Source organism: Streptomyces sp. NPDC038707, assembly GCF_040636485.1.
In the GTDB taxonomy this organism is placed as follows: Bacteria; Actinomycetota; Actinomycetes; order Streptomycetales; family Streptomycetaceae; genus Streptomyces.
The window spans coordinates 21555-39696 of the sequence record NZ_JBEZUP010000020.1 but is presented as its reverse complement, the minus strand read 5'-3'; the positions used below and the strand labels follow the sequence as shown (position 1 = coordinate 39696).

At 73.4% G+C, this 18142-nt stretch carries 15 protein-coding genes; 10 read left to right on the top strand and 5 right to left on the bottom strand.

Going from position 1 to position 18142, the window contains the following annotated elements:
• The first annotated feature begins 166 nt into the window (after positions 1-166).
• The 7 genes from AB0E62_RS25260 to AB0E62_RS25230 all read left to right on the top strand — a co-directional run bounded on the left by AB0E62_RS25260 (position 167) and on the right by AB0E62_RS25230 (position 7499).
• Positions 167-976 (top strand): NAD(P)-dependent oxidoreductase, encoded by an 810-nt coding sequence (locus AB0E62_RS25260; RefSeq protein WP_362198021.1) that lies wholly within the window; start codon positions 167-169, stop codon positions 974-976.
• A gap of 283 nt (positions 977-1259) precedes the next feature.
• On the top strand, positions 1260-2030 hold the full coding sequence (locus AB0E62_RS25255) for a DeoR/GlpR family DNA-binding transcription regulator (protein WP_362198241.1): 771 nt from the start codon (positions 1260-1262) through the stop codon (positions 2028-2030).
• A gap of 89 nt (positions 2031-2119) precedes the next feature.
• Positions 2120-3484, top strand: coding sequence for a sugar ABC transporter substrate-binding protein (locus AB0E62_RS25250; RefSeq protein ID WP_362198018.1), 1365 nt, complete (start codon positions 2120-2122; stop codon positions 3482-3484).
• Entirely contained in the window at positions 3481-4416 is a 936-nt protein-coding gene (locus tag AB0E62_RS25245) for a sugar ABC transporter permease (RefSeq protein WP_362198015.1), read from the top strand. The genes AB0E62_RS25250 and AB0E62_RS25245 overlap by 4 nt, the downstream gene beginning before the upstream one ends.
• Positions 4413-5237 carry a carbohydrate ABC transporter permease gene (locus AB0E62_RS25240; RefSeq protein ID WP_362198012.1) on the top strand — a complete coding sequence of 275 codons (825 nt, stop codon included), beginning with the start codon at positions 4413-4415 and terminating at the stop codon, positions 5235-5237. Before AB0E62_RS25245 ends, AB0E62_RS25240 begins: the two co-directional genes overlap by 4 nt.
• On the top strand, positions 5234-6223 hold the full coding sequence (locus tag AB0E62_RS25235) for a zinc-dependent alcohol dehydrogenase family protein (RefSeq protein WP_362198009.1): 990 nt from the start codon (positions 5234-5236) through the stop codon (positions 6221-6223). The genes AB0E62_RS25240 and AB0E62_RS25235 overlap by 4 nt, the downstream gene beginning before the upstream one ends.
• Before the next feature lie 91 nt (positions 6224-6314).
• Positions 6315-7499 carry a TerD family protein gene (locus tag AB0E62_RS25230; RefSeq protein ID WP_362198006.1) on the top strand — a complete coding sequence of 395 codons (1185 nt, stop codon included), beginning with the start codon at positions 6315-6317 and terminating at the stop codon, positions 7497-7499.
• Between the two features lie 142 nt (positions 7500-7641).
• On the opposite strand, the gene AB0E62_RS25225 is transcribed toward AB0E62_RS25230, so the two are convergent.
• Complete coding sequence (locus AB0E62_RS25225; RefSeq protein WP_362198003.1) at positions 7642-8217, bottom strand: helix-turn-helix domain-containing protein; 576 nt, start codon at positions 8215-8217, stop codon at positions 7642-7644.
• A 152-nt stretch (positions 8218-8369) separates the two neighbouring features.
• Between AB0E62_RS25225 and AB0E62_RS25220 the strand changes: the two genes are divergently transcribed.
• Positions 8370-9818 carry an MFS transporter gene (locus AB0E62_RS25220; RefSeq protein WP_362198000.1) on the top strand — a complete coding sequence of 483 codons (1449 nt, stop codon included), beginning with the start codon at positions 8370-8372 and terminating at the stop codon, positions 9816-9818.
• Between the two features lie 119 nt (positions 9819-9937).
• On the opposite strand, the gene AB0E62_RS25215 is transcribed toward AB0E62_RS25220, so the two are convergent.
• Both AB0E62_RS25215 and AB0E62_RS25210 read right to left on the bottom strand, forming a co-directional pair.
• The gene (locus AB0E62_RS25215) at positions 9938-11392 is read right to left on the bottom strand and encodes an alkaline phosphatase PhoX (protein ID WP_362197997.1); all 1455 of its coding nucleotides are present in this window, start codon (positions 11390-11392) and stop codon (positions 9938-9940) included.
• Between the two features lie 410 nt (positions 11393-11802).
• Positions 11803-13227: a hypothetical protein gene (locus AB0E62_RS25210; RefSeq protein WP_362197994.1), complete on the bottom strand. Its 1425-nt coding sequence runs from the start codon at positions 13225-13227 to the stop codon at positions 11803-11805.
• A 268-nt stretch (positions 13228-13495) separates the two neighbouring features.
• Here AB0E62_RS25210 and AB0E62_RS25205 point away from each other — a divergent pair, with 268 nt between their 5' ends.
• Positions 13496-15322, top strand: a complete 1827-nt coding sequence (locus AB0E62_RS25205; RefSeq protein ID WP_362197991.1) for an endonuclease/exonuclease/phosphatase family protein — start codon at positions 13496-13498, stop codon at positions 15320-15322.
• 67 nt (positions 15323-15389) lie between these two features.
• Here the strand turns inward: AB0E62_RS25205 and AB0E62_RS25200 are convergent, their stop codons facing one another.
• Positions 15390-15959, bottom strand: a complete 570-nt coding sequence (locus AB0E62_RS25200) for a DUF3618 domain-containing protein (protein ID WP_362197988.1) — start codon at positions 15957-15959, stop codon at positions 15390-15392.
• Positions 15960-16120: 161 nt separating this feature from the next.
• On the opposite strand from AB0E62_RS25200, the gene dapA reads away from it, so the two are divergent.
• A complete protein-coding gene (gene dapA / locus AB0E62_RS25195; protein WP_362197985.1) occupies positions 16121-17023 on the top strand; it encodes a 4-hydroxy-tetrahydrodipicolinate synthase in 903 nt (300 codons plus the stop codon).
• Between the two features lie 71 nt (positions 17024-17094).
• Here the strand turns inward: dapA and dapD are convergent, their stop codons facing one another.
• Positions 17095-18081: a 2,3,4,5-tetrahydropyridine-2,6-dicarboxylate N-succinyltransferase gene (dapD, locus tag AB0E62_RS25190; RefSeq protein WP_189752301.1), complete on the bottom strand. Its 987-nt coding sequence runs from the start codon at positions 18079-18081 to the stop codon at positions 17095-17097.
• Positions 18082-18142 lie beyond the last annotated feature (61 nt).

Sequence of the window (18142 nt, the reverse complement as noted above, 5' to 3'; positions counted from 1 at the left end):
ACGGCGGGTCAAGCCGGAGAACGGGCAACAGAGCAGCGGATTCGCCCGCCGCGGGGCACACTTGACGGAGCGCGGCACCCCTCCCTAGCGTGTCCACGCATGTGAACCATGTCCACGCATGCGGCCGTTGAGGACGCTGGTTCCCGGACACCAAGGAGATCGAAGGATGCCCGCTCCCCGTACCGTCCTGCTCACCGGCGCCGCCGGCGGGCTCGGCACCCTGATGCGGTCCCTGCTGCCCGAGCACGGTTACGCCCTGCGCCTGTTCGACGTCCGCCCCGTCGAGGGCGAGCCGGACGCGATCACCGCGGACCTCACCGACAGGGACGCGCTGCGCGAGGCGGTGCGGGGCGTGGACGCGGTCCTGCACCTCGCGGGCATCTCCCTGGAGGCGCCCTTCGAGAAGATCCTCCGGTCGAACATCGAGGGCACCTACAACCTGTACGAGGCCGCGCGCGAGGAGGGCGTCGGGCGGATCGTGTTCGCCTCCTCCAACCACGCCGTCGGCTTCACCCCGGCCCCGCGCCCGGGCGAGCCGCTCATCCCGGTCGACACCCCGCGCCGCCCGGACACCTTCTACGGCCTGTCCAAGTCCTTCGGCGAGGACCTGGCCCAGTTCTACTGGGACAAGCACGGCCTGGAGACCGTCTCGGTGCGCATCGGCTCCTGCTTCCCGGAGCCCACCAGCGTGCGCATGCTCTCGGTGTGGATGAGCCCCGCCGACGGCGCCCGCCTGTTCCACGCGGCCCTCACCGCCGAGGGGGTCGGGCACACGGTGGTCTACGGCTCCTCCGCCAACACCCGCCTGTGGTGGGACCTGAGCAGCGCGCGGGCGCTCGGCTACGACCCCCAGGACGACTCCGAGCCGTACGCGGCGAAGCTCATCGCCGAGCAGGGCGAGCTGGACCCGGAGAACCCGGCCCACGGCCGCCTGGGCGGGCACTTCGTGAACGACCCGCCCATCTGGCCGTACTGAACCCCGGCCGGCCCCGGGTGACGCCCCGGCGGCCGGAAACGGACGTCCACGCGCGCGGGCGGGCACCGAACGGGCCCGCCCGCCGCCCTGTCCGGGCATCCGCGGTGCCCGCTTCCGCCTCGTGCCGGACGGCCGCGCAGGTCCGCCGCGGGCACGGCCCGGGGGAAACGGGCCCGAACGGGCAGCATCGGGCCCGCGACGGGCCTGGTCAGCGCCGCGCGCCGACGGTAGAACTTCCCCCATGGGCCCGAACGGGCAACTCCACAGGGAGGCGGGTGACGACATGGGCGCCTGGACCGCGGAGGCACGCCGGCGCGAGATCGTGCGGGTCGCGCGCGCCACCGGCTCGGTGGACGTCACCGCCCTCGCCGCCGAACTCGGCGTGGCCAAGGAGACCGTCCGGCGTGATCTGCGGGTGCTGGAGGACCACGGCCTCGTCCGCCGCACCCATGGCGGCGCCTGTCCGGTGGAGAGCGCCGGCTTCGAGACGACGCTGGCCTTCCGCGCCACCAGCCGGGTGCCCGAGAAACGCCGGATCGCCGCGGCGGCGGCCGGGCTGCTCGGGGAGGCGGAGACGGTCTTCGTCGACGAGGGCTTCACCCCGCGGCTCATCGCCGAGGCACTGCCCCGGGACCGCCCGCTGACCGTCGTGACCGCCTCCCTGCCCGTCGCGGGCGCCCTCGCCCAGGCCGACCGGGTGTCCGTGCTGCTGCTCGGCGGCCGGGTCCGCGCCGGCACGCTGGCCACCGTCGACCACTGGACGACGAGGATGCTGGCGGGCTTCGTGCTCGACCTCGCCTACATCGGGGCCAACGGCATATCCCGCGAGTACGGCCTGACCACCCCCGACCCGGCGGTCGGCGAGGTGAAGGCGCAGGCCGTGCGGGCCGCCCGCCGCACCGTCTTCGCGGGCGTGCACAGCAAGTTCGGCGCCGTCGGCTTCTGCCGGTTCGCGGAGGTCGGCGCGCTGGAGACGATCGTGACCAGCACCCTCCTGCCGTCCGCCGAGGCCCATCGCTACTCCCTGCTGGGCCCTCAGGTCATCCGGGTCTGACCGCCCGCCCTGCCCCTTTCCCCGGCCGTGGCAACCCTTCGGCAACCCTTCGCATGCCCTTTATGTCCCCTTCTATCCAGGAGCGATCCATGCGCACCCCGAGCCGACGGAGGCCGCGAGCGGCGCTCGTCATGGCCGCCGGGACGCTGCTCGCCCCGCTGCTGTCCGGCTGCTGGGCCGGTGCGGGCGGGGCCGGTTCCGGCGACGCCATCAACGTCCTGATGGTCAACAACCCGCAGATGACCGAGTTGCGGAGGCTGACCGCCGCCCACTTCACCCGGGACACCGGCATCAAGGTCAACTTCACGGTCCTGCCGGAGAACGACGTCCGCGACAAGATCAGCCAGGACTTCGCCAACCAGGCCGGCCAGTACGACGTCGCCACCCTGTCCAACTACGAGATCCCGGTCTACGCCCGCAACGGCTGGCTGCACGAGATGGACTCGTACGTGGCGAAGGACCCCGCGTACGACGAACCGGACATCCTGCGGCCCCTGCGCGAGGCCCTGACCGGCACCGACGGCAAGCTCTACGGGCAGCCCTTCTACGGCGAGTCGTCCTTCCTGATGTACCGCAAGGACGTGTTCGCGGCGAAGGGCCTGACGATGCCCGCCCGCCCCACCTGGCGCCAGGTCGCCCGCCTGGCCGCGAAGGCGGACGGCGCCCGGCCCGGCATGCGCGGCATCTGCCTGCGCGGACTGCCCGGCTGGGGCGAGCTGACGGCACCGCTGACCACGGTCGTGAACACCTTCGGGGGCACCTGGTTCGACAAGGACTGGAAGGCCCGGCTCGACTCGCCCGCCTTCGCGGAGGCGACCGGGTTCTACGTCGGCCTGGTCCGCCGGCACGGCGAGTCCGGCGCCGCCCAGTCCGGGTTCGCCGAGTGCCTGAACAACATGACCCAGGGCAGGACCGCCATGTGGTACGACGCCACCTCCGCGGCCGGGCTGCTGGAGGCGGAGGACTCCCCGGTGCGCGGCAAGCTCGGCTACGCCCCCGCGCCCGTGGAGCGCACCGCGTCCTCCGGCTGGCTCTACACCTGGGCCTGGGGCATCCAGCAGTCCTCCCGCAACCCGGACAAGGCCTGGAAGTTCGTCTCCTGGGCGTCCGGCAAGGGCTACGAACGGCTGGTCGGCGAGACCAGCGGCTGGGCGAACGTCCCGGCGGGCAAACGGGCCTCGACGTACGCCAACGCCGAGTACCGGGCGTCCGCCGCCGCCTTCCAGGAGATGACCCGGAAGGCCATCGAGAGCAGCCGCCCGGACGACCCCGGCGTCCAGCCGCGCCCCGCGCCCGGCATCCAGTTCGTCGGCATCCCCGAGTTCACCGATCTGGGCACCAAGGTCTCCCAGGAGATCAGCGCGGCCATCGCCGGACGCCAGTCCGTGGGCGCGGCGCTGCGCACGTCCCAGCGGCTCGCCGAACGGATCTCCGAGGAGTACGAGGGACGATGACCGCGACGACCGCCCCTCTGACCCGCACCCCGGTGCGCGCCGCGCGCCGGCCGCCCGCCCGGCTGCGCGCCTGGGCCACCCGGGCCCCGCTGCTGCCCGCCCTGGTCTTCCTGATCGCCGTCACCCAATTGCCGTTCGCGGCCACGCTGGTGATCTCCTTCTTCGACTGGAACGCCCTCTATCCGAAGGCCCGCCGCTTCACCGGCCTGGACAACTACCGCCAGGTCCTGACCGACGCGGACCTGCGCCACTCGGTGGGGACGACCGTGCTGCTCACCACGACGGTGGTGCTGGCCAGCCTGGTCCTGGGACTCGCGCTGGCACTGCTGCTGGACCGCCGGTTCCGCGGCCGGGGCATCGTGCGCACCCTGCTCATCGCGCCGTTCCTGGTGGTGCCGGTGGCGGCGGCCCTGTTGTGGAAGCATGTGCTGTACAACCCTGAATACGGCCTGCTGAATGGCTTGTCGCACTATGTGGGCGGCCCACAGCCCGACTGGATCTCCCGCACCCCGCTGCTCGCCGTCGAGGTCTCCCTGGTGTGGCAGTGGACGCCGTTCATGATGCTGATCCTGCTGGCCGGGCTGCAGAGCCGGGACCAGCAGCAGATCGAGGCGGCCCGGGTGGACGGCGCGGGCAATCGGCAGATCTTCGTCCACCTCACGCTGCCACACCTGCGCCGCTACCTCGAACTCGGTGCCCTGCTGGGCTCGATCCACATCGTGCAGAACTTCGACGCGGTGTTCACGATCACCTCCGGGGGCCTGGGCACCGCGAACCTGCCCTACACCGTGTACCAGAGCTTCTACCAGGCCCACGAGAACGGTCTGGCCTCCGCCGCCGGGGTCCTGGTGGTCATCGGCTCGCTCGTCCTCGCGACGTTCGCGCTGCGCGTGGTGTCGTCCCTGTTCCGCGAGGAGGTGTCCCGCGCATGAGGGCCGTACGCCGCCACGGGCCGGGCCTGCTGGCCTGGTTCGCCGGGATCGTGTTCTTCCTGCCCATCGCCTGGATGGCGCTGACGTCCTTCCACTCCGAGGCGGACGCGGCGACCAACCCGCCGTCCTTCACCGCCGCCCTGACCCTGGACGGCTACCGCGCGTTCTTCGGCAGCGGCGGCGGCGCGAGCCCGTGGCCCGCGCTGGCCAACTCCGCGGTGGCCTCGGTCGCCTCCACCCTCCTCGTCCTGCTGCTGGCCCTCCCGGCGGCCTACGCGCTGTCGATCCGGCCGGTGCGCAAGTGGACGGACGTGCTGTTCTTCTTCCTGTCGACGAAGATGCTGCCGGCCGTGGCGGGCCTGCTGCCGGTCTACCTCTTCGCGAAGAACGCCGGGCTGCTCGACAACATCTGGCTGCTGGTCGTCCTGTACACCTCCATGAACCTGCCGATCGCGGTGTGGATGATGCAGTCCTTCCTCGCCGAGGTGCCGGTCGCGGTCATCGAGGCGGCCCGGGTGGACGGCGCCCGCCTCCCGGTCGTCCTCACCCGCGTGGTGGCCCCGATCGCCCTGCCCGGCATCGCCGCCACGGCCCTGATCTGCTTCATCTTCAGCTGGAACGAGCTGCTCTTCGCCCGGGTCCTGACGGGCGTGGTCGCCGAGACCGCCCCCGTCTTCCTGACCGGCTTCATCACCAGCCAGGGCCTGTTCCTGGCGAAGGTGTGCGCCGCGTCGCTCGTCATCTCCCTGCCGGTGCTCGCCGCGGGGTTCGCCGCCCAGGACAAGCTGGTCCAGGGCCTGTCGTTGGGAGCCGTGAAATGAAGGCCGCCGTCATCGAGTCCGTGGGCCGCGCCGTCGTCTCCGAGGTCCCCGACCCGGCGCCCGGGCCCCGCGAGGTCGTCGTCGAGGTCGCCGCCTGCGGCCTGTGCGGCACCGACCTGCACATCCTCCAGGGTGAGTTCGCGCCGAAGCTGCCGATCGTGCCGGGGCACGAGTTCGCCGGCGAGGTGGTCGCGGTCGGCGCCCGGGTCACCGAACTGTCGGCCGGCGACCGGGTGGCCGTGGACCCCTCCCTGTACTGCCACGAGTGCCGCTACTGCCGGACCGGCCACAACAACCTGTGCGAGCGCTGGGCGGCGATCGGCGTGACGGCGGCGGGCGGCGCGGCCCGGTACGCCGTGGCCCCCGTCGCGAACTGCGTGAAGCTGCCGGAGCACGTCCGCACCGAGGACGCGGCCCTGGTGGAGCCCCTGTCCTGCGCGGTACGCGGCTACGACGTGCTCCGCTCCCGTTTGGGCGCGCACGTGCTGATCTACGGCTCCGGGACGATGGGCCTGATGATGCTGGAGCTGGCCAAGCGGACCGGCGCGGCGAGCGTGGACGTGGTCGACGTGAACCCGGCCCGCCTGGAGACCGCCCGCCGGCTCGGCGTCACGGGCGCGGCGGGCGGCGCGGACGAGCTGGACCGGCCGCAGGGCTGGGACGTGGTCGTGGACGCGACCGGCAACGCGGCGGCGATCCAGGACGGCCTGGACCGGGTGGCGAAGGCGGGCACCTTCCTCCAGTTCGGCGTGGCGGACTACGCGACCCGCGTGAGCATCGACCCGTACCGGATCTACCACCAGGAGATCACGATCACCGGTTCCATGGCCGTGCTGCACAGCTTCGAGCGCGCGGCGGAGCTGTTCGCGAACGGGGTGCTGGACCCGGAGGTCTTCATCAGCGACCGCGTCCCGCTGGAGCGCTATCCGCAGGCTCTGGAGCAGTTCGCGGCGGGCGTGGGGCGGAAGATCGTGGTGGTGCCGTAGGCCGTCCGGCGGGTTCCGTGGGCCGTTCGGCGGGTTCCGGCCGGTAAGGGAACGGTAAAGCGGTGTCGTTCGTTCACCCGGCATGACAGCTATGACCCCAGGCTCGAACATCCCTCTGCCGACCGCGCGCGTGACGGTGGACGTCTCCGCCCCGGTGCGGCTCGACGTGTCGGGCCTGCTGCTCACCGGCGACGGCAAGGTGCGTTCCGACGACGACTTCATCTTCTACAACCAGCCGAACGGCCCCGGCGTCACCTACCGCTCGGGCGGCGGCGCGGCTCCGGACGCGGTCACGGTCGACACCGCCGCCGTCCCGGCGGAGATCGAGAAGATCGTCGTCACGGCCAGCCCGGACGCGGCCGGCCAGACCTTCCAGGGCATCGAGCCGACGGCCACGGTCCGGGACGCGGACGGCGGGGCCGTGCTGGCGACGTTCACCCCGCCCCGGCTCGGCACCGAGACCGCGCTGGTGATCGTGGAGATCTACCGCCGGGGCGGCCAGTGGAAGGCGCGGGCCGTCGGCCAGGGGTACGCCGACGGGCTCGCGGGCATCGCGACCGACTTCGGTGTGACGGTGGAGGAACCGGCCGCGGCCCCGCCGGCTCCGGCCGCCCCCGTGGCCCCGCCGCGGCCGGCCGCCGCCCCGGCCGCCCCGCCGCAGCCGGCGACCCCGCCGCCCGCTCCGGTGCCGGGCGCGGGGAAGATCAATCTGGACAAGGGCCGGGTCAGCCTCCAGAAGAACCAGACCGTGTCGCTGGTCAAGGGCGGCCGGCCGGTGCTGTCCCAGGTGCGGATGGGCCTCGGCTGGGAACCGGCGTTCCGGGGCAAGGACATCGACCTGGACGCCTCGGTCATCGCCTACGGCCCGCAGCGCAACCCCATCGACAGCTGCTACTTCGGCAACCTGGTGATCCTCGACGGCGCGATCCGGCACTCCGGTGACAATCTGACCGGCGAGGGCGGCGGCGACGACGAGGTCATCACGGTCGACCTCGGCCGGCTGCCCCAGGAGGTCACCGGCCTGGTCTTCACGGTGAACTCCTTCTCCGGCCAGAAGTTCACGGAGGTCGCCAAGGCGTACTGCCGCCTGGTCGACGCGGCCACGGACGAGGAGCTGGTCCGCTTCGACCTCACCGCCGCGGAGCCGCGCACGGGCGTCATGATGGCCAAGCTCATCCGCCAGTTCTCCGGCGAATGGGACATGACGGCGATGGGCGAGTTCGTCAAGGCCCGCACGGTGCGCGACATGGTCCGCCCGGCGGCGAAGGCACTGTAACTCCGGCAGCGCTTCGAGCAGGAGCCCCCGGACGGCACGGGCCGGCCGGGGGCTCCTCCGGGAGCGGCACCCCGCCGGTGCGGGCCGGCGAACCCACCCCCGGCCGGCTGCGGCCGCCCGCGCCGACAAGCATCCTCACCGGTCAGCCCCCGCCGCCCCGCAAGCCCTCCCCCAGCAGACTCAGGTAGCGGCGGATCTCCTTCTCCCCCGCCCCCGCCAGCTCCGCCGCCGTGGCCACGCCGTGGGCCAGCCGCAGTACCTCGATCGGCTCCACATCCCCCCGCAGCGCGCCCTCCGTCTGCGCCGCCAGCACCAGCCGCGCCACGGCCCCCTTCACCACCGCCCCGCACGCGGTCAGCGCCGCCGTGCCGCCATCGGTCACCGCCGACCCGAGCAGCGCCTTCATCCCGCGCACCTGGATCGTGCCGACCGCCAGCTCGTACAGCCACTCCGCCAGCGCCTCCCCCGGCGCCAGCTCCTTGGCCAGCTCGTCGGCGCGCGCCCCCAGCGCCTCGATGCGGTCCACGTACGCCGCCTCCAACAGCGCCTGCCGCGTGGGGAAGTGCCGGTACAGCGTGCCCGAACCGACCCCCGCCCGCTTGGCGATGTCATCGAGTGACGCGTTCTCTCCATGCTCGGCGAAGGCCTCCGCCGCCACCTTCAGCAACCGCTCGTAGTTGCGCCGAGCGTCCGCGCGCATGGGCCTGCCCTGCGTCATCCACTCACTCCTTGCCAACCGGGGACTGCCTCCGTATCTTATCGAGCACCAAACGGAGACAGTCCCCGCTTACCGTCACAGCGCTCCGCGTGGCAGCTCGCACCTGCCCGCGTGAAGCCGCGCGCCCGGGGACCCCAGACCGGGAGACCGCCATGTCCACCCCGTCCGCACCGTCCGCCGGCACACCCGCGGCCCCCGCACCGCCGCCCGCGTCGACCGCGCGGCTCGGCACCACCCTCCTCGTCATCGTCACCGCCTACTTGATGGTCGGCGTCGACTCCACCGTCGTCAACGTAGCCCTGCCCGACATCCAGCGGGGCCTCGGCTTCAGCCCCACCGGACTGTCCTGGGTGCTGAACGCCTACACCCTCGCCTTCGGCGGTCTGCTGCTGCTCGGCGGCCGGGCCGGCGACCTCCTCGGCCGCCGCCGCACCCTGACCTCCGGCGTCCTGCTGTTCGCGCTGTCGTCCCTGCTCGGCGGCCTCGCCACCGACGCCGGCTGGCTGCTCGCCGCCCGCGCGCTCCAGGGCGTCGGCGCCGCCCTGATCGCCCCGAGCACCCTGGCCCTGATCACCACGAGCTTCCCCGACGGCCCGCCCCGGCACCGCGCGCTGAGCGTCTACTCCTCCATGGCCGGCATCGGCGGCTCCGTCGGCCTGGTCCTCGGCGGGATGCTCACCTCGTGGGTGTCCTGGCGCTGGGCACTGCTGATCAACGTTCCCATCGGCCTCGCGCTGGCCCTCGCCCTCCCGCGCTCCGTCCCCGAGACCCCGCGCCACGCCGGCCGGTTCGACCTGCCGGGCGCGCTCACCGGCACGGCCGGCACGACCTCGCTGGTGTACGCGTTCGTCCGGGTGTCGGAGGGCGGCTGGAGCGACCCCCGGGCACTGGCCGGTTTCGCCGCGGCGGCCGTCCTGCTCGCCGGCTTCCTGCTGCTGGAGTCCCGGGCGGACCAGCCCGTGCTGCCGCTGTCCCTGTTCGCCGACCGGAACCGGGCCGGCGGGTACGTGAGCATCCTGCTGCTGCCCGCGGGCATGTTCGGCGCGTTCTACTTCCTCACCCTGTTCGGCCAGCAGGTGCTGCGCTACAGCCCGCTCCGCGCCGGTGTCGCCTTCCTGCCGATGACCCTGGTGATGTTCACGACCGTACGGCTGGTGCCCCGGCTGCTCGCCCGGTTCGGCACCAAGCCGGTGCTGCTGACCGGCCTGTCGCTGGCCACGCTCGGCACCGGCCTGCTGGCCCTGCTGGAGCCCGGGGACGGCTACGCGGCCGGGCTGCTCGGACCGCTGCTCCTGGTCGGCCTGGGCATCGGGCTGAGCTTCATGCCGCTGAACGCGACGATCCTGTCCGCCGTCGCCCCACGGCAGGCCGGCGCCGCCTCCGGCCTGCTGCAGACGCTCCAGTGGCTGGGCGGCACCGTCGGGCTGTCCGTCCTGGTCACGGTGTACGGCACGGCGACCCGGCACGCCACCGGCTCCCCGGACGCCGTCCTCACCCACGGCGCCGCCCACGCCTTCGCCGCCGGTGCCCTGCTCACCCTGACCGCCCTGCTGGTGGCGGCGACGGTACTGACCGGCGGGCGCCGGAACCTCCGTGCGTGAGCGCCGGCGCCCTCGTACCGGCCCTGCCGATCGCCGCCCCGTCCCACGCCGGCGCCGCGGCGGGCACGACGGCCGCCGCGGCGTCCCGAGCGGGGCCGGCGGCCGCGGATCCGGGAGGATCAGCGGCGGTGCCGCTTCCAGGGGCCGGTGATGGCGAGCATGATGCCGGGCGTCTGGATGTTGGCGAACAGGGTCCGGCCGTCGGGCGAGAAGGTGACACCGGTGAACTCGCTGTACTCCGGCTCCTCGGGGGTGCCGATGTTCAGCTCGTTGCGGGCGATCGGGTAGGTACGGCCGCTCTCGGTGGCGCCGAACAGGTGCTGGACGCCCTCGCCGTCCTCGGCGATGACCAAGCCCCCGTAAGGGGAGACGGTGATGTTGTCGGGGCCGTCGAAGGCACCGTCGACGGCCGGGTCCGGGTTCACCCCGAGCAGCACCTTCAGCGTCAGGGTGCGCCGCTTGGGGTCGTAGAACCAGACCTGCCCGTCATGCTGGGCCGGGCTCTCCTGGCGGGCGAAGGAGGAGACGACGTAGACACCGCCGTCGGCCCACCACATGCCCTCCAGCTTGCGGGCGCGGGTGACCTGGCCCTCGGTGAACTGCTTGCGCACCGAGACGGTCCGGGCGTCCCGGTCGGGGACGTCCACCCAGTCCACGCCGTACACGGTGCCGGTCTTGGTGGCGCGGGACAGGTCGTCCACGAACCGGCCGCCGGAGTCGAAGCACTTGAAGGCCTGGAGCACACCCGCGTCGTCGGCGAGGGTGCGCAGCCTGCCGCGGCCGTGCCGGAAGCCCGTCGGCGGGACCCAGCGGTAGAACAGGCCGTTGGGGCCGGAGGCGTCCTCGGTGAGGTAGGCGTGGCCCCGCTTGGGGTCGATCACGACGGCCTCGTGGGCATAGCGGCCGAACGCCTTGACCGGCTTGGGGTCGCGGTTGGCCCGGCGGTCCTCCGGGTCGACCTCGAAGACATAGCCGTGGTCCTTGGTGAAACCGTTCTTCCCGGCCTTGTCCTCGGTCTCCTCGCAGGTCAGCCAGGTGCCCCAGGGGGTGCTGCCGCCCGCGCAGTTGGTGGCGGTGCCGGCGATGCCCACCCACTCGGCGACCTCCCCGCCCCGGCGTACCTCGACCACCGTGCAGCCGCCGGCCGCGGCGGGGTCGTAGACCAGGCCCTCGGTGAGCGGCACCGGGTGCGGCCACTGGGCACGGGCGCCGGCCAGCTCGTGGTTGTTCACGAGCAGGGTGGTGCCGCGCCGGCCCTCGAAGGTGGCGGTGCCGTCGTGGTTGGACGGGGTGAACTCGCCGGACTCCAGCCGGGTCCGGCCGCTGTAGGTGATGATCTCGTAGCGGAAGCCGGCCGGCAGGGCGAGGATGCCGTCCGGGTCGGGGAGCAGCGGGCCGTAGCCGACGCCGCGGTGGTCGTGACCCCCGTGCGCCGAGGCGGCTTCGCCGCTCTCGGTCTCCGTGGCGGCAAGGGCGTTCGGCGCGGTGGCGAGGGCGCCGACGCTGCCCGCCAGGGCGACTCCGGCGCCGGTGAGCGCGGATGTCCTGGTGAAGTCCCTGCGGGTGAGCGACATGGTGTCTCCTGTGACGACGGTTGCGGTGTCGTGGAGGGTGGGGGGCCTCGGTTCGGCGCCACGCTCCCGTCCACCCGTGAACGGGAGTTGAACACCGGACCACCACCACGGCACCTGTTCCATGAATCCGTACGCACCGGACCACGACTCCGTGCACGACGGCTCACGACCGCCCCGCCCCCGACCCCGCCACCGGCCACCGGCCACCGGCCACCGGCCACCGGCCACCGGCCACCGGCCACCATGGCAGCTCCGGTCACCACCCCTGCCGACGCCCGCGCCCCCGTGCCGCGGCCTCACCGGTCAGCGCCGACCCCGGTGCCAGGACCACACCCGTCGGCACCGGACCCCCGTGCCAAGACCCCACCCGTCGACACCGGACCCCGTGCCAGGACTACACCCGTCGACGCTCAACCCGCTTGCTGTGACCGCGCCTTGAACGCCGCCTTCCGGGCCTCCTTCGCCACCTTCTTGTCCGGGTGCAGCCGGCCCATCGCGTCCAGCACCTCGGCGGTCGCGGGATGGTCCACCCGCCAGGCCGCCGCGAAGAACCCGCTGTGCTGGGCCGCCAGCCCCTCCACCAGGGCCCGCAGCTCCTCGGAGTTGCCCTCGGCCGCCAGCTGCGCGGCCAGCGTGTCGATGGTCAGCCAGAACACCAGGTCCTGGGAGGGCGCCGGCACCTCCGCGGCCCCCCGCTCGCTCAGCCACACCCGGGCCAGCCCGCCCAGCTCGGGGTCGTCCAGCACCTCCCGCAACGCGGGCTCGGCCTCGGCGCCCACCAGCGACAGCGCCTGCTGGCAGCGCAGCCGGCGCAGCGGGCCCCCGGCGTCCGCACCGCGTGCCGCCGCCAGCAGCTCCCGGGCGGCGGTGAGCGGTTCGCGGCGGGCGAGCCACTGCTCGGTCTCGGCGCGGGCGGCAAACCGGCCGAACCGGGCGGTGCCGTCGAGCAGCGCGTCCGCGCCCTTGTCGGCCAGCTCCCCGACGGCCGGCGCGTCGAACCCGGCCTCCAGCAGCCGCGCCCGCAGCCCGTACACGCCGAGCGGGGTGAGCCGGACCATGCCGTAGCGGGCGACGTCGGCGTCGTCCAGGGGCGCCGCCGGTTCCTCGTCGGCGCCGGCCATCAGCGCCTCGTCCACCGGCCGGTACGCCACGAGCCCGGCCGGCTCCAGCGCGCGGAACTGGTCGTCCAGCCGCATCATCGCGTCGGAGACCTGCTCCAGGACGTCGTTGGTGGGCTCGCCCATGTCGTCGGGCACCAGCATCGACGCGGCGAGGGCGGGCAGCGGGACGGGGGTCTCGCCGGGGTCGTCCGCGCCGACGGTCAGCAGATAGAGGTTGCCGAGGACGCCGTCGAGGAACTCCGCGTCGGCCTCCGGATCCCAGTCGAGTGACGAGAAATCGACCCTGCCGTCCTCGTCCACCGCGTCGGCCAGGTCGTCCAGGTCGGGCACGGCCGCGTCGGCGAGGACGGTCTCCAGCGCGGTGAGCCACACCGTGAGCACCTCGCGCGGGGAGCCGGTGAGCAGGGCCAGGTTCTCCCCCGCCCGGACGGTGCCGGCCTCCTCGTCCACGATCTCGACCAGGCCCGCGTCCACGGCGACCCGCCAGGCCTCGCTCGCGTGGGCGGCGGCGTCGTCCCCGGTCAGTCCGAGCAGGCCGGCGGCGGCCGGCAGCTGCTCCTCGGCCAGGGTGCCGCCGGCGTCCACCCGGGTGTCCGGCCCGGCCCAGCGGGCGAGACGGGCGGCCCGCGACAGCAACGGCGTGGACAGCGCGGCGCGCGCCAGCTCCGCTTCGGGGTGCAGCCGGGCGGGCGGCAGGGGGGAGCTGTCTGACATCGGCTGGTTCTCCTAGGACCGTGAATCGGGCTCAGCCGCTCAGCCTAGACGGATTTCCACCCATGCCGCCCGGTTCAGCTGCGCGCAAGGAGCCGTACATGGCCGAAACCTTGACAACTCCCTGGGCCAGGCAGGAGATTGACGCGCGTAGAAGTTGGGGGGACAACTGTTCACTCGGCTCTGCGCGTGTCACTGCGGGCCACGCGTCCCCCACGGTCTCCGTTCCGTCCTCGTCCCGGCGCTCACGCACGTCCCCGGAGGGAATCCCTTGCCGAGCAGGTCTTCCGCGCGCCTCGCCGCGCTCACCGTCGCCGCCGTCTGCGGCGCGGCGTCCGCCGTCGTCCTCACCTCGCCCGCGCACGCCGACTCGGTGCGCGTCCACGACATCCAGGGCACGACCCGGATATCCCCGTACGCCGGGCAGAAGGTGACGGACGTGCCCGGCATCGTCACCGCCACCCGCACCTACGGCTCCTCGCGGGGCTTCTGGCTCCAGGACCCGGCCCCGGACGCCGACCCGGCCACCAGCGAGGGCGTCTTCGTCTTCACCAGCTCCACGCCGAAGGTCGCGGTCGGCGACGCGGTGACGGTGACCGGCACGGTCTCCGAGTACGTCCCGGGCGGCGCCTCCTCCGGCAACCAGTCGCTGACGGAGATCACCAAACCGCAGGTCACCACCGTTTCCACCGGCAACGCGGTGCCGGCGCCGGTCGTGATCGACGAGGACGCGGTGCCGGACGCCTACACGCCCGGGGGCGACCCCGCGGCGGCGGGCTCGGTCAACGGCCTGCCGCTGGACCCGTCGGCGTACGCCCTGGACTACTACGAGTCCCTGGAGGGCATGAACGTCCAGGTCGCCGACGCCCGCGTGGTCACCGCGACCGACGCGCACAGCGAGCTGTGGGTCACGGTCAAGCCGTGGGAGCACCGCAGCCGCCGCGGCGGCACGGTCTACGGCTCCTACGACTCCCAGAACACCGGCCGGCTCCAGATCCAGTCGCTGGGCTCCGCCGCCGACTTCCCCCTGGCGGACGTCGGCGACCGCCTCTCGGGCACGACGGCCGGTCCGCTGGACTTCAACCAGTACGGCGGTTACACCCTGGTCGCGAGCCGGCTCGGGGCACTGGAGAGCGGCGGTCTGGAGCGCGAGACCACGCGGAAGCAGTCGGGCCGCGAGCTGTCGGTGGCGACGTACAACGTCGAGAACCTCGACCCGTCGGACATCACCTTCGAGGCGCACGCCGCCGCGATCGTGGACCGCCTCGAGTCGCCGGACATCGTGTCGCTGGAGGAGATCCAGGACAACAACGGCGCGACGAACGACGGCACGGTCGACGCGGACCGCACCGTCACCAAGCTGATCGACGCCATCGCCGCGGCGGGCGGCCCGGTGTACGACTGGCGCTCGGTGAACCCGGTCGACGGCCAGGACGGCGGCGAGCCCGGCGGCAACATCCGTCAGGTGTTCCTGTTCAACCCCCAGCGGGTCTCCTTCACGGACCGCGCGGGCGGCGACTCGACCACCGCGACCGGCGTCACCAAGGCGCACGGCAAGGCGCGGCTGACCCTCTCGCCGGGCCGGATCGACCCGGCGAACGCGGCCTGGAGCAACAGCCGCAAGCCGCTCGCGGGCGAGTTCGTCTTCCGCGGCAAGACCGTCTTCGTGATCGCGAACCACCTCAACTCCAAGGGCGGCGACCAGGGTCTGACCTCGCAGTACCAGCCCCCGGTGCGCGGCTCGGAGATCCAGCGGCACGCCCAGGCGACCGCGGTGAACGCGTTCGTCAAGGACATCCTGGCGGTGCAGAAGAACGCGGACGTGATCGCGCTCGGCGACATGAACGACTTCGAGTTCTCCGGCACCACGAAGATCCTGGAGGGCGACGGCGCGCTGTGGTCGGCGATCAAGTCGCTGCCGAGGAGCGAGCGGTACACCTACGACTACCAGGGCAACCAGCAGGTCCTGGACCAGATCCTGATCAGCCCGGCCATCCGCCGCGGTGACGGCTTCGAGTACGACAGCGTGCACATCAACGCGGAGTTCCACGACCAGATCAGCGACCACGACCCGCAGGTGCTGCGGTTCCGTCCCTGACCCGGACACGGCGGCGGGACCGGCCGGGCGCCCCGCCCGGCCGGTCCCGCCGTTCCGTGCCGTCGGCTCAGCAGCCGCAGCGGCCGACGCGGCGCCGGGCCAGGGCCGCGCCGACGAGGGCGGCGCCCGCCGCGCCGGCGAGCATCGCGGACCGGGGACGGCGCAGCGCCGCGCGCACGGCCCTGCGCACCGGTCGCGGCAGCCGCGGGTCGTACTGCGCGCTGTGCCCGGCGTGCACCGCCCGGTCCCGCAGCACATGCCGGGAGTGACCGGCCCGCTCCTGCACCAGGTGCCCGGCCCGGGTCATCCGTTCCTGCGCGCCGTGCCCGGCCCGCACGGCCCGGTCCTGCGCCAGCAGCCCCGCCCTGGCCGCCCGGTCCTGCAGCAGGTGGCCCGCCCTGGCCGCCCGGCCCTGGGCGCCGTGTCCCGCGTGCGCGGCGCCGGAGCGCAGCTGGACGGTCATGGCGCCGGCCTTGTCCCGCAGGTCCGCGGCCCGTGTCCGGGCCCGGCCCGCGACCTCACCACGGCCCGTCAGCCGGCCGACGGTGCCGCCGAGCCGGCTCCGGGTCTGTCCGATCTGCCGCAGCAGCTCGTCGGGGCCCTTGGCGCCCGGGCTGTGCGGGTTCCTGTGCCTCATCGGTGTGCCCTTTCCTGATCCGTGCGGATCGTCCGGGTACCCGGCGTCCGGGCCCGGTCACGCTCGGCCCGTACCGAGCGCGGGAAAACTAAGCACTGCTTGACAATATCTCGCAGGAGAATTAAGTAGTCCTTCACGGAGGTGCCGCCGAGACTACTGCCATGACGAGCACCCGCAAGCCCCCGCCCCCCTTCGGCCGCACCCTCTGCGCGATGATCACGCCGTTCACCGAGGCGGGCGCGCTGGATCTGGACGGCGCCCGGCGGCTGGCCGCACACCTGGTGGCGGAGGGCTGCGACGGCCTGGTCCTGAACGGCACCACGGGCGAGTCGCCCACCACCACCGACGAGGAGAAGACCCGGCTGGTCGAGGCCGTACGGGAGGCGGTCGGCGACCGGGCGGCACTGGTCGCGGGGGTGGGCTCGGCGGACACCCGGCACACGGTGGAGCTGGCCCGCGCCGCCGGCAAGGCGGGCGCGGACGGCGTCCTGGTGGTGACGCCGTACTACAGCCGGCCCCCGCAGGAGGCCGTGGCCGCCCACTTCCGCGAAGTCGCCGACGCGAGCGGGCTGCCGGTGATGCTGTACGACATCCCGGGCCGCACCGGCACCCGGATCGAGCCGGAGACGCTGATCGCCCTCGCGCAGCACCCGGGAATCGTGGCCGTCAAGGACTGCTCCTACGACTTCCTCGGCGCCCAGAAGGTGCTGGCCGAGACCGGGTTGGCGTACTACGCGGGCTGCGACGAGCATGTGCTGGCGCTCTACGCGGTCGGCGCGGCGGGCTGTGTCAGCACAGTGGCGAACGCCGTGCCGGCGCACATCGCCGCGATCCCGGCCGCGTTCGACGCCGGTGACACCGCGCGGGCCCGGCAACTCCAGCTCGCGGCCATGCCGTTGATCGAGGCGATGACGGCCGCGGGGCTGCCCGGCACGGTCACCGCGAAGGCCCTGCTGTCCCGTCTGGGCCTCCCTGCGGGCCCGGTCCGCGCCCCCCTGCTGCCGGCGGACCGTCACACGGCCGACGGCCTGCTGGCCCGGTACGAGGCCCTGCGCGCGGTCTGACCCCTCCCCCCGCATGACACAGCGCCCTCCACCGCGGGGTGAGGGGCGCTGCGCCGGATGTGGCGGGGGTGTCAGTTGTGGCTGTGCAGGATGTCGTTCAGGCCGCCCCAGACCGCGTTGTTCGGGCGGGCCTCGACCGCGCCGGTGACCGAGTTGCGGCGGAAGAGGATGTTGGAGGCGCCGTTCAGCTCGCGGGCCTTGACGATCTGGCCGTCGGGCATGGTGACGCGGGTGCCGGCGGTGATGTAGAGGCCTGCCTCGACCACGCACTCGTCACCGAGGGCGATGCCGATGCCCGCCTCGGCACCGATCAGGCAGCGCTCACCGATGGAGATGACCACGTTGCCGCCGCCGGACAGGGTGCCCATGGTGGAGGCGCCGCCGCCGATGTCCGAGCCGTCGCCGACCACGACGCCCGCGGAGATCCGGCCCTCGACCATGGAGGTGCCGAGCGTGCCGGCGTTGAAGTTGACGAAGCCCTCGTGCATGACCGTGGTGCCCGCGGCGAGGTGGGCGCCGAGACGGACCCGGTCGGCGTCGGCGATGCGCACGCCCTTGGGGACGACGTAGTCCGTCATGCGCGGGAACTTGTCGACCGAGGTCACCTGGAGGTGCAGGCCCTCCGCGCGGGCGTTCAGCCGCACCTTCTCGATGTCGTCCACGGCGACCGGGCCGAGCGAGGTCCAGGCGACGTTGGCGAGGAAGCCGAACTGGCCCTCCAGGCTGAGGCCGTGCGGCTTCACGAGCCGGTGGCTGAGCAGGTGCAGCCGCAGGTAGACGTCGTGCGCGTCCACCGGCTTGTCGTCCAGCGACGCGATGACCGTGCGGACCGCGACCACCTCGACGCCCCGGCGGGCGTCCGGGCCGGTCGCCGCGGTGGCGCCGCCGCCCAGCAGCTGCGCCGCCTGCTCGGCGGTCAGCCGCTCGGTGCCGGCCGGGCCCGGCTCCTCGACCAGTTCGGGGGCCGGGAACCAGGTGTCGAGAACGGTGCCGTCGGAGGCGATGGTGGCGAGGCCGGCGGCGACGGCGCCGGTGGTACGGGTTGCAGACTCGGTCATGGGGGAAAACCTAACGTGGGCGGGGTGGTGAGGGCGAACCGCGTCTCACGTGCCGGGCGCC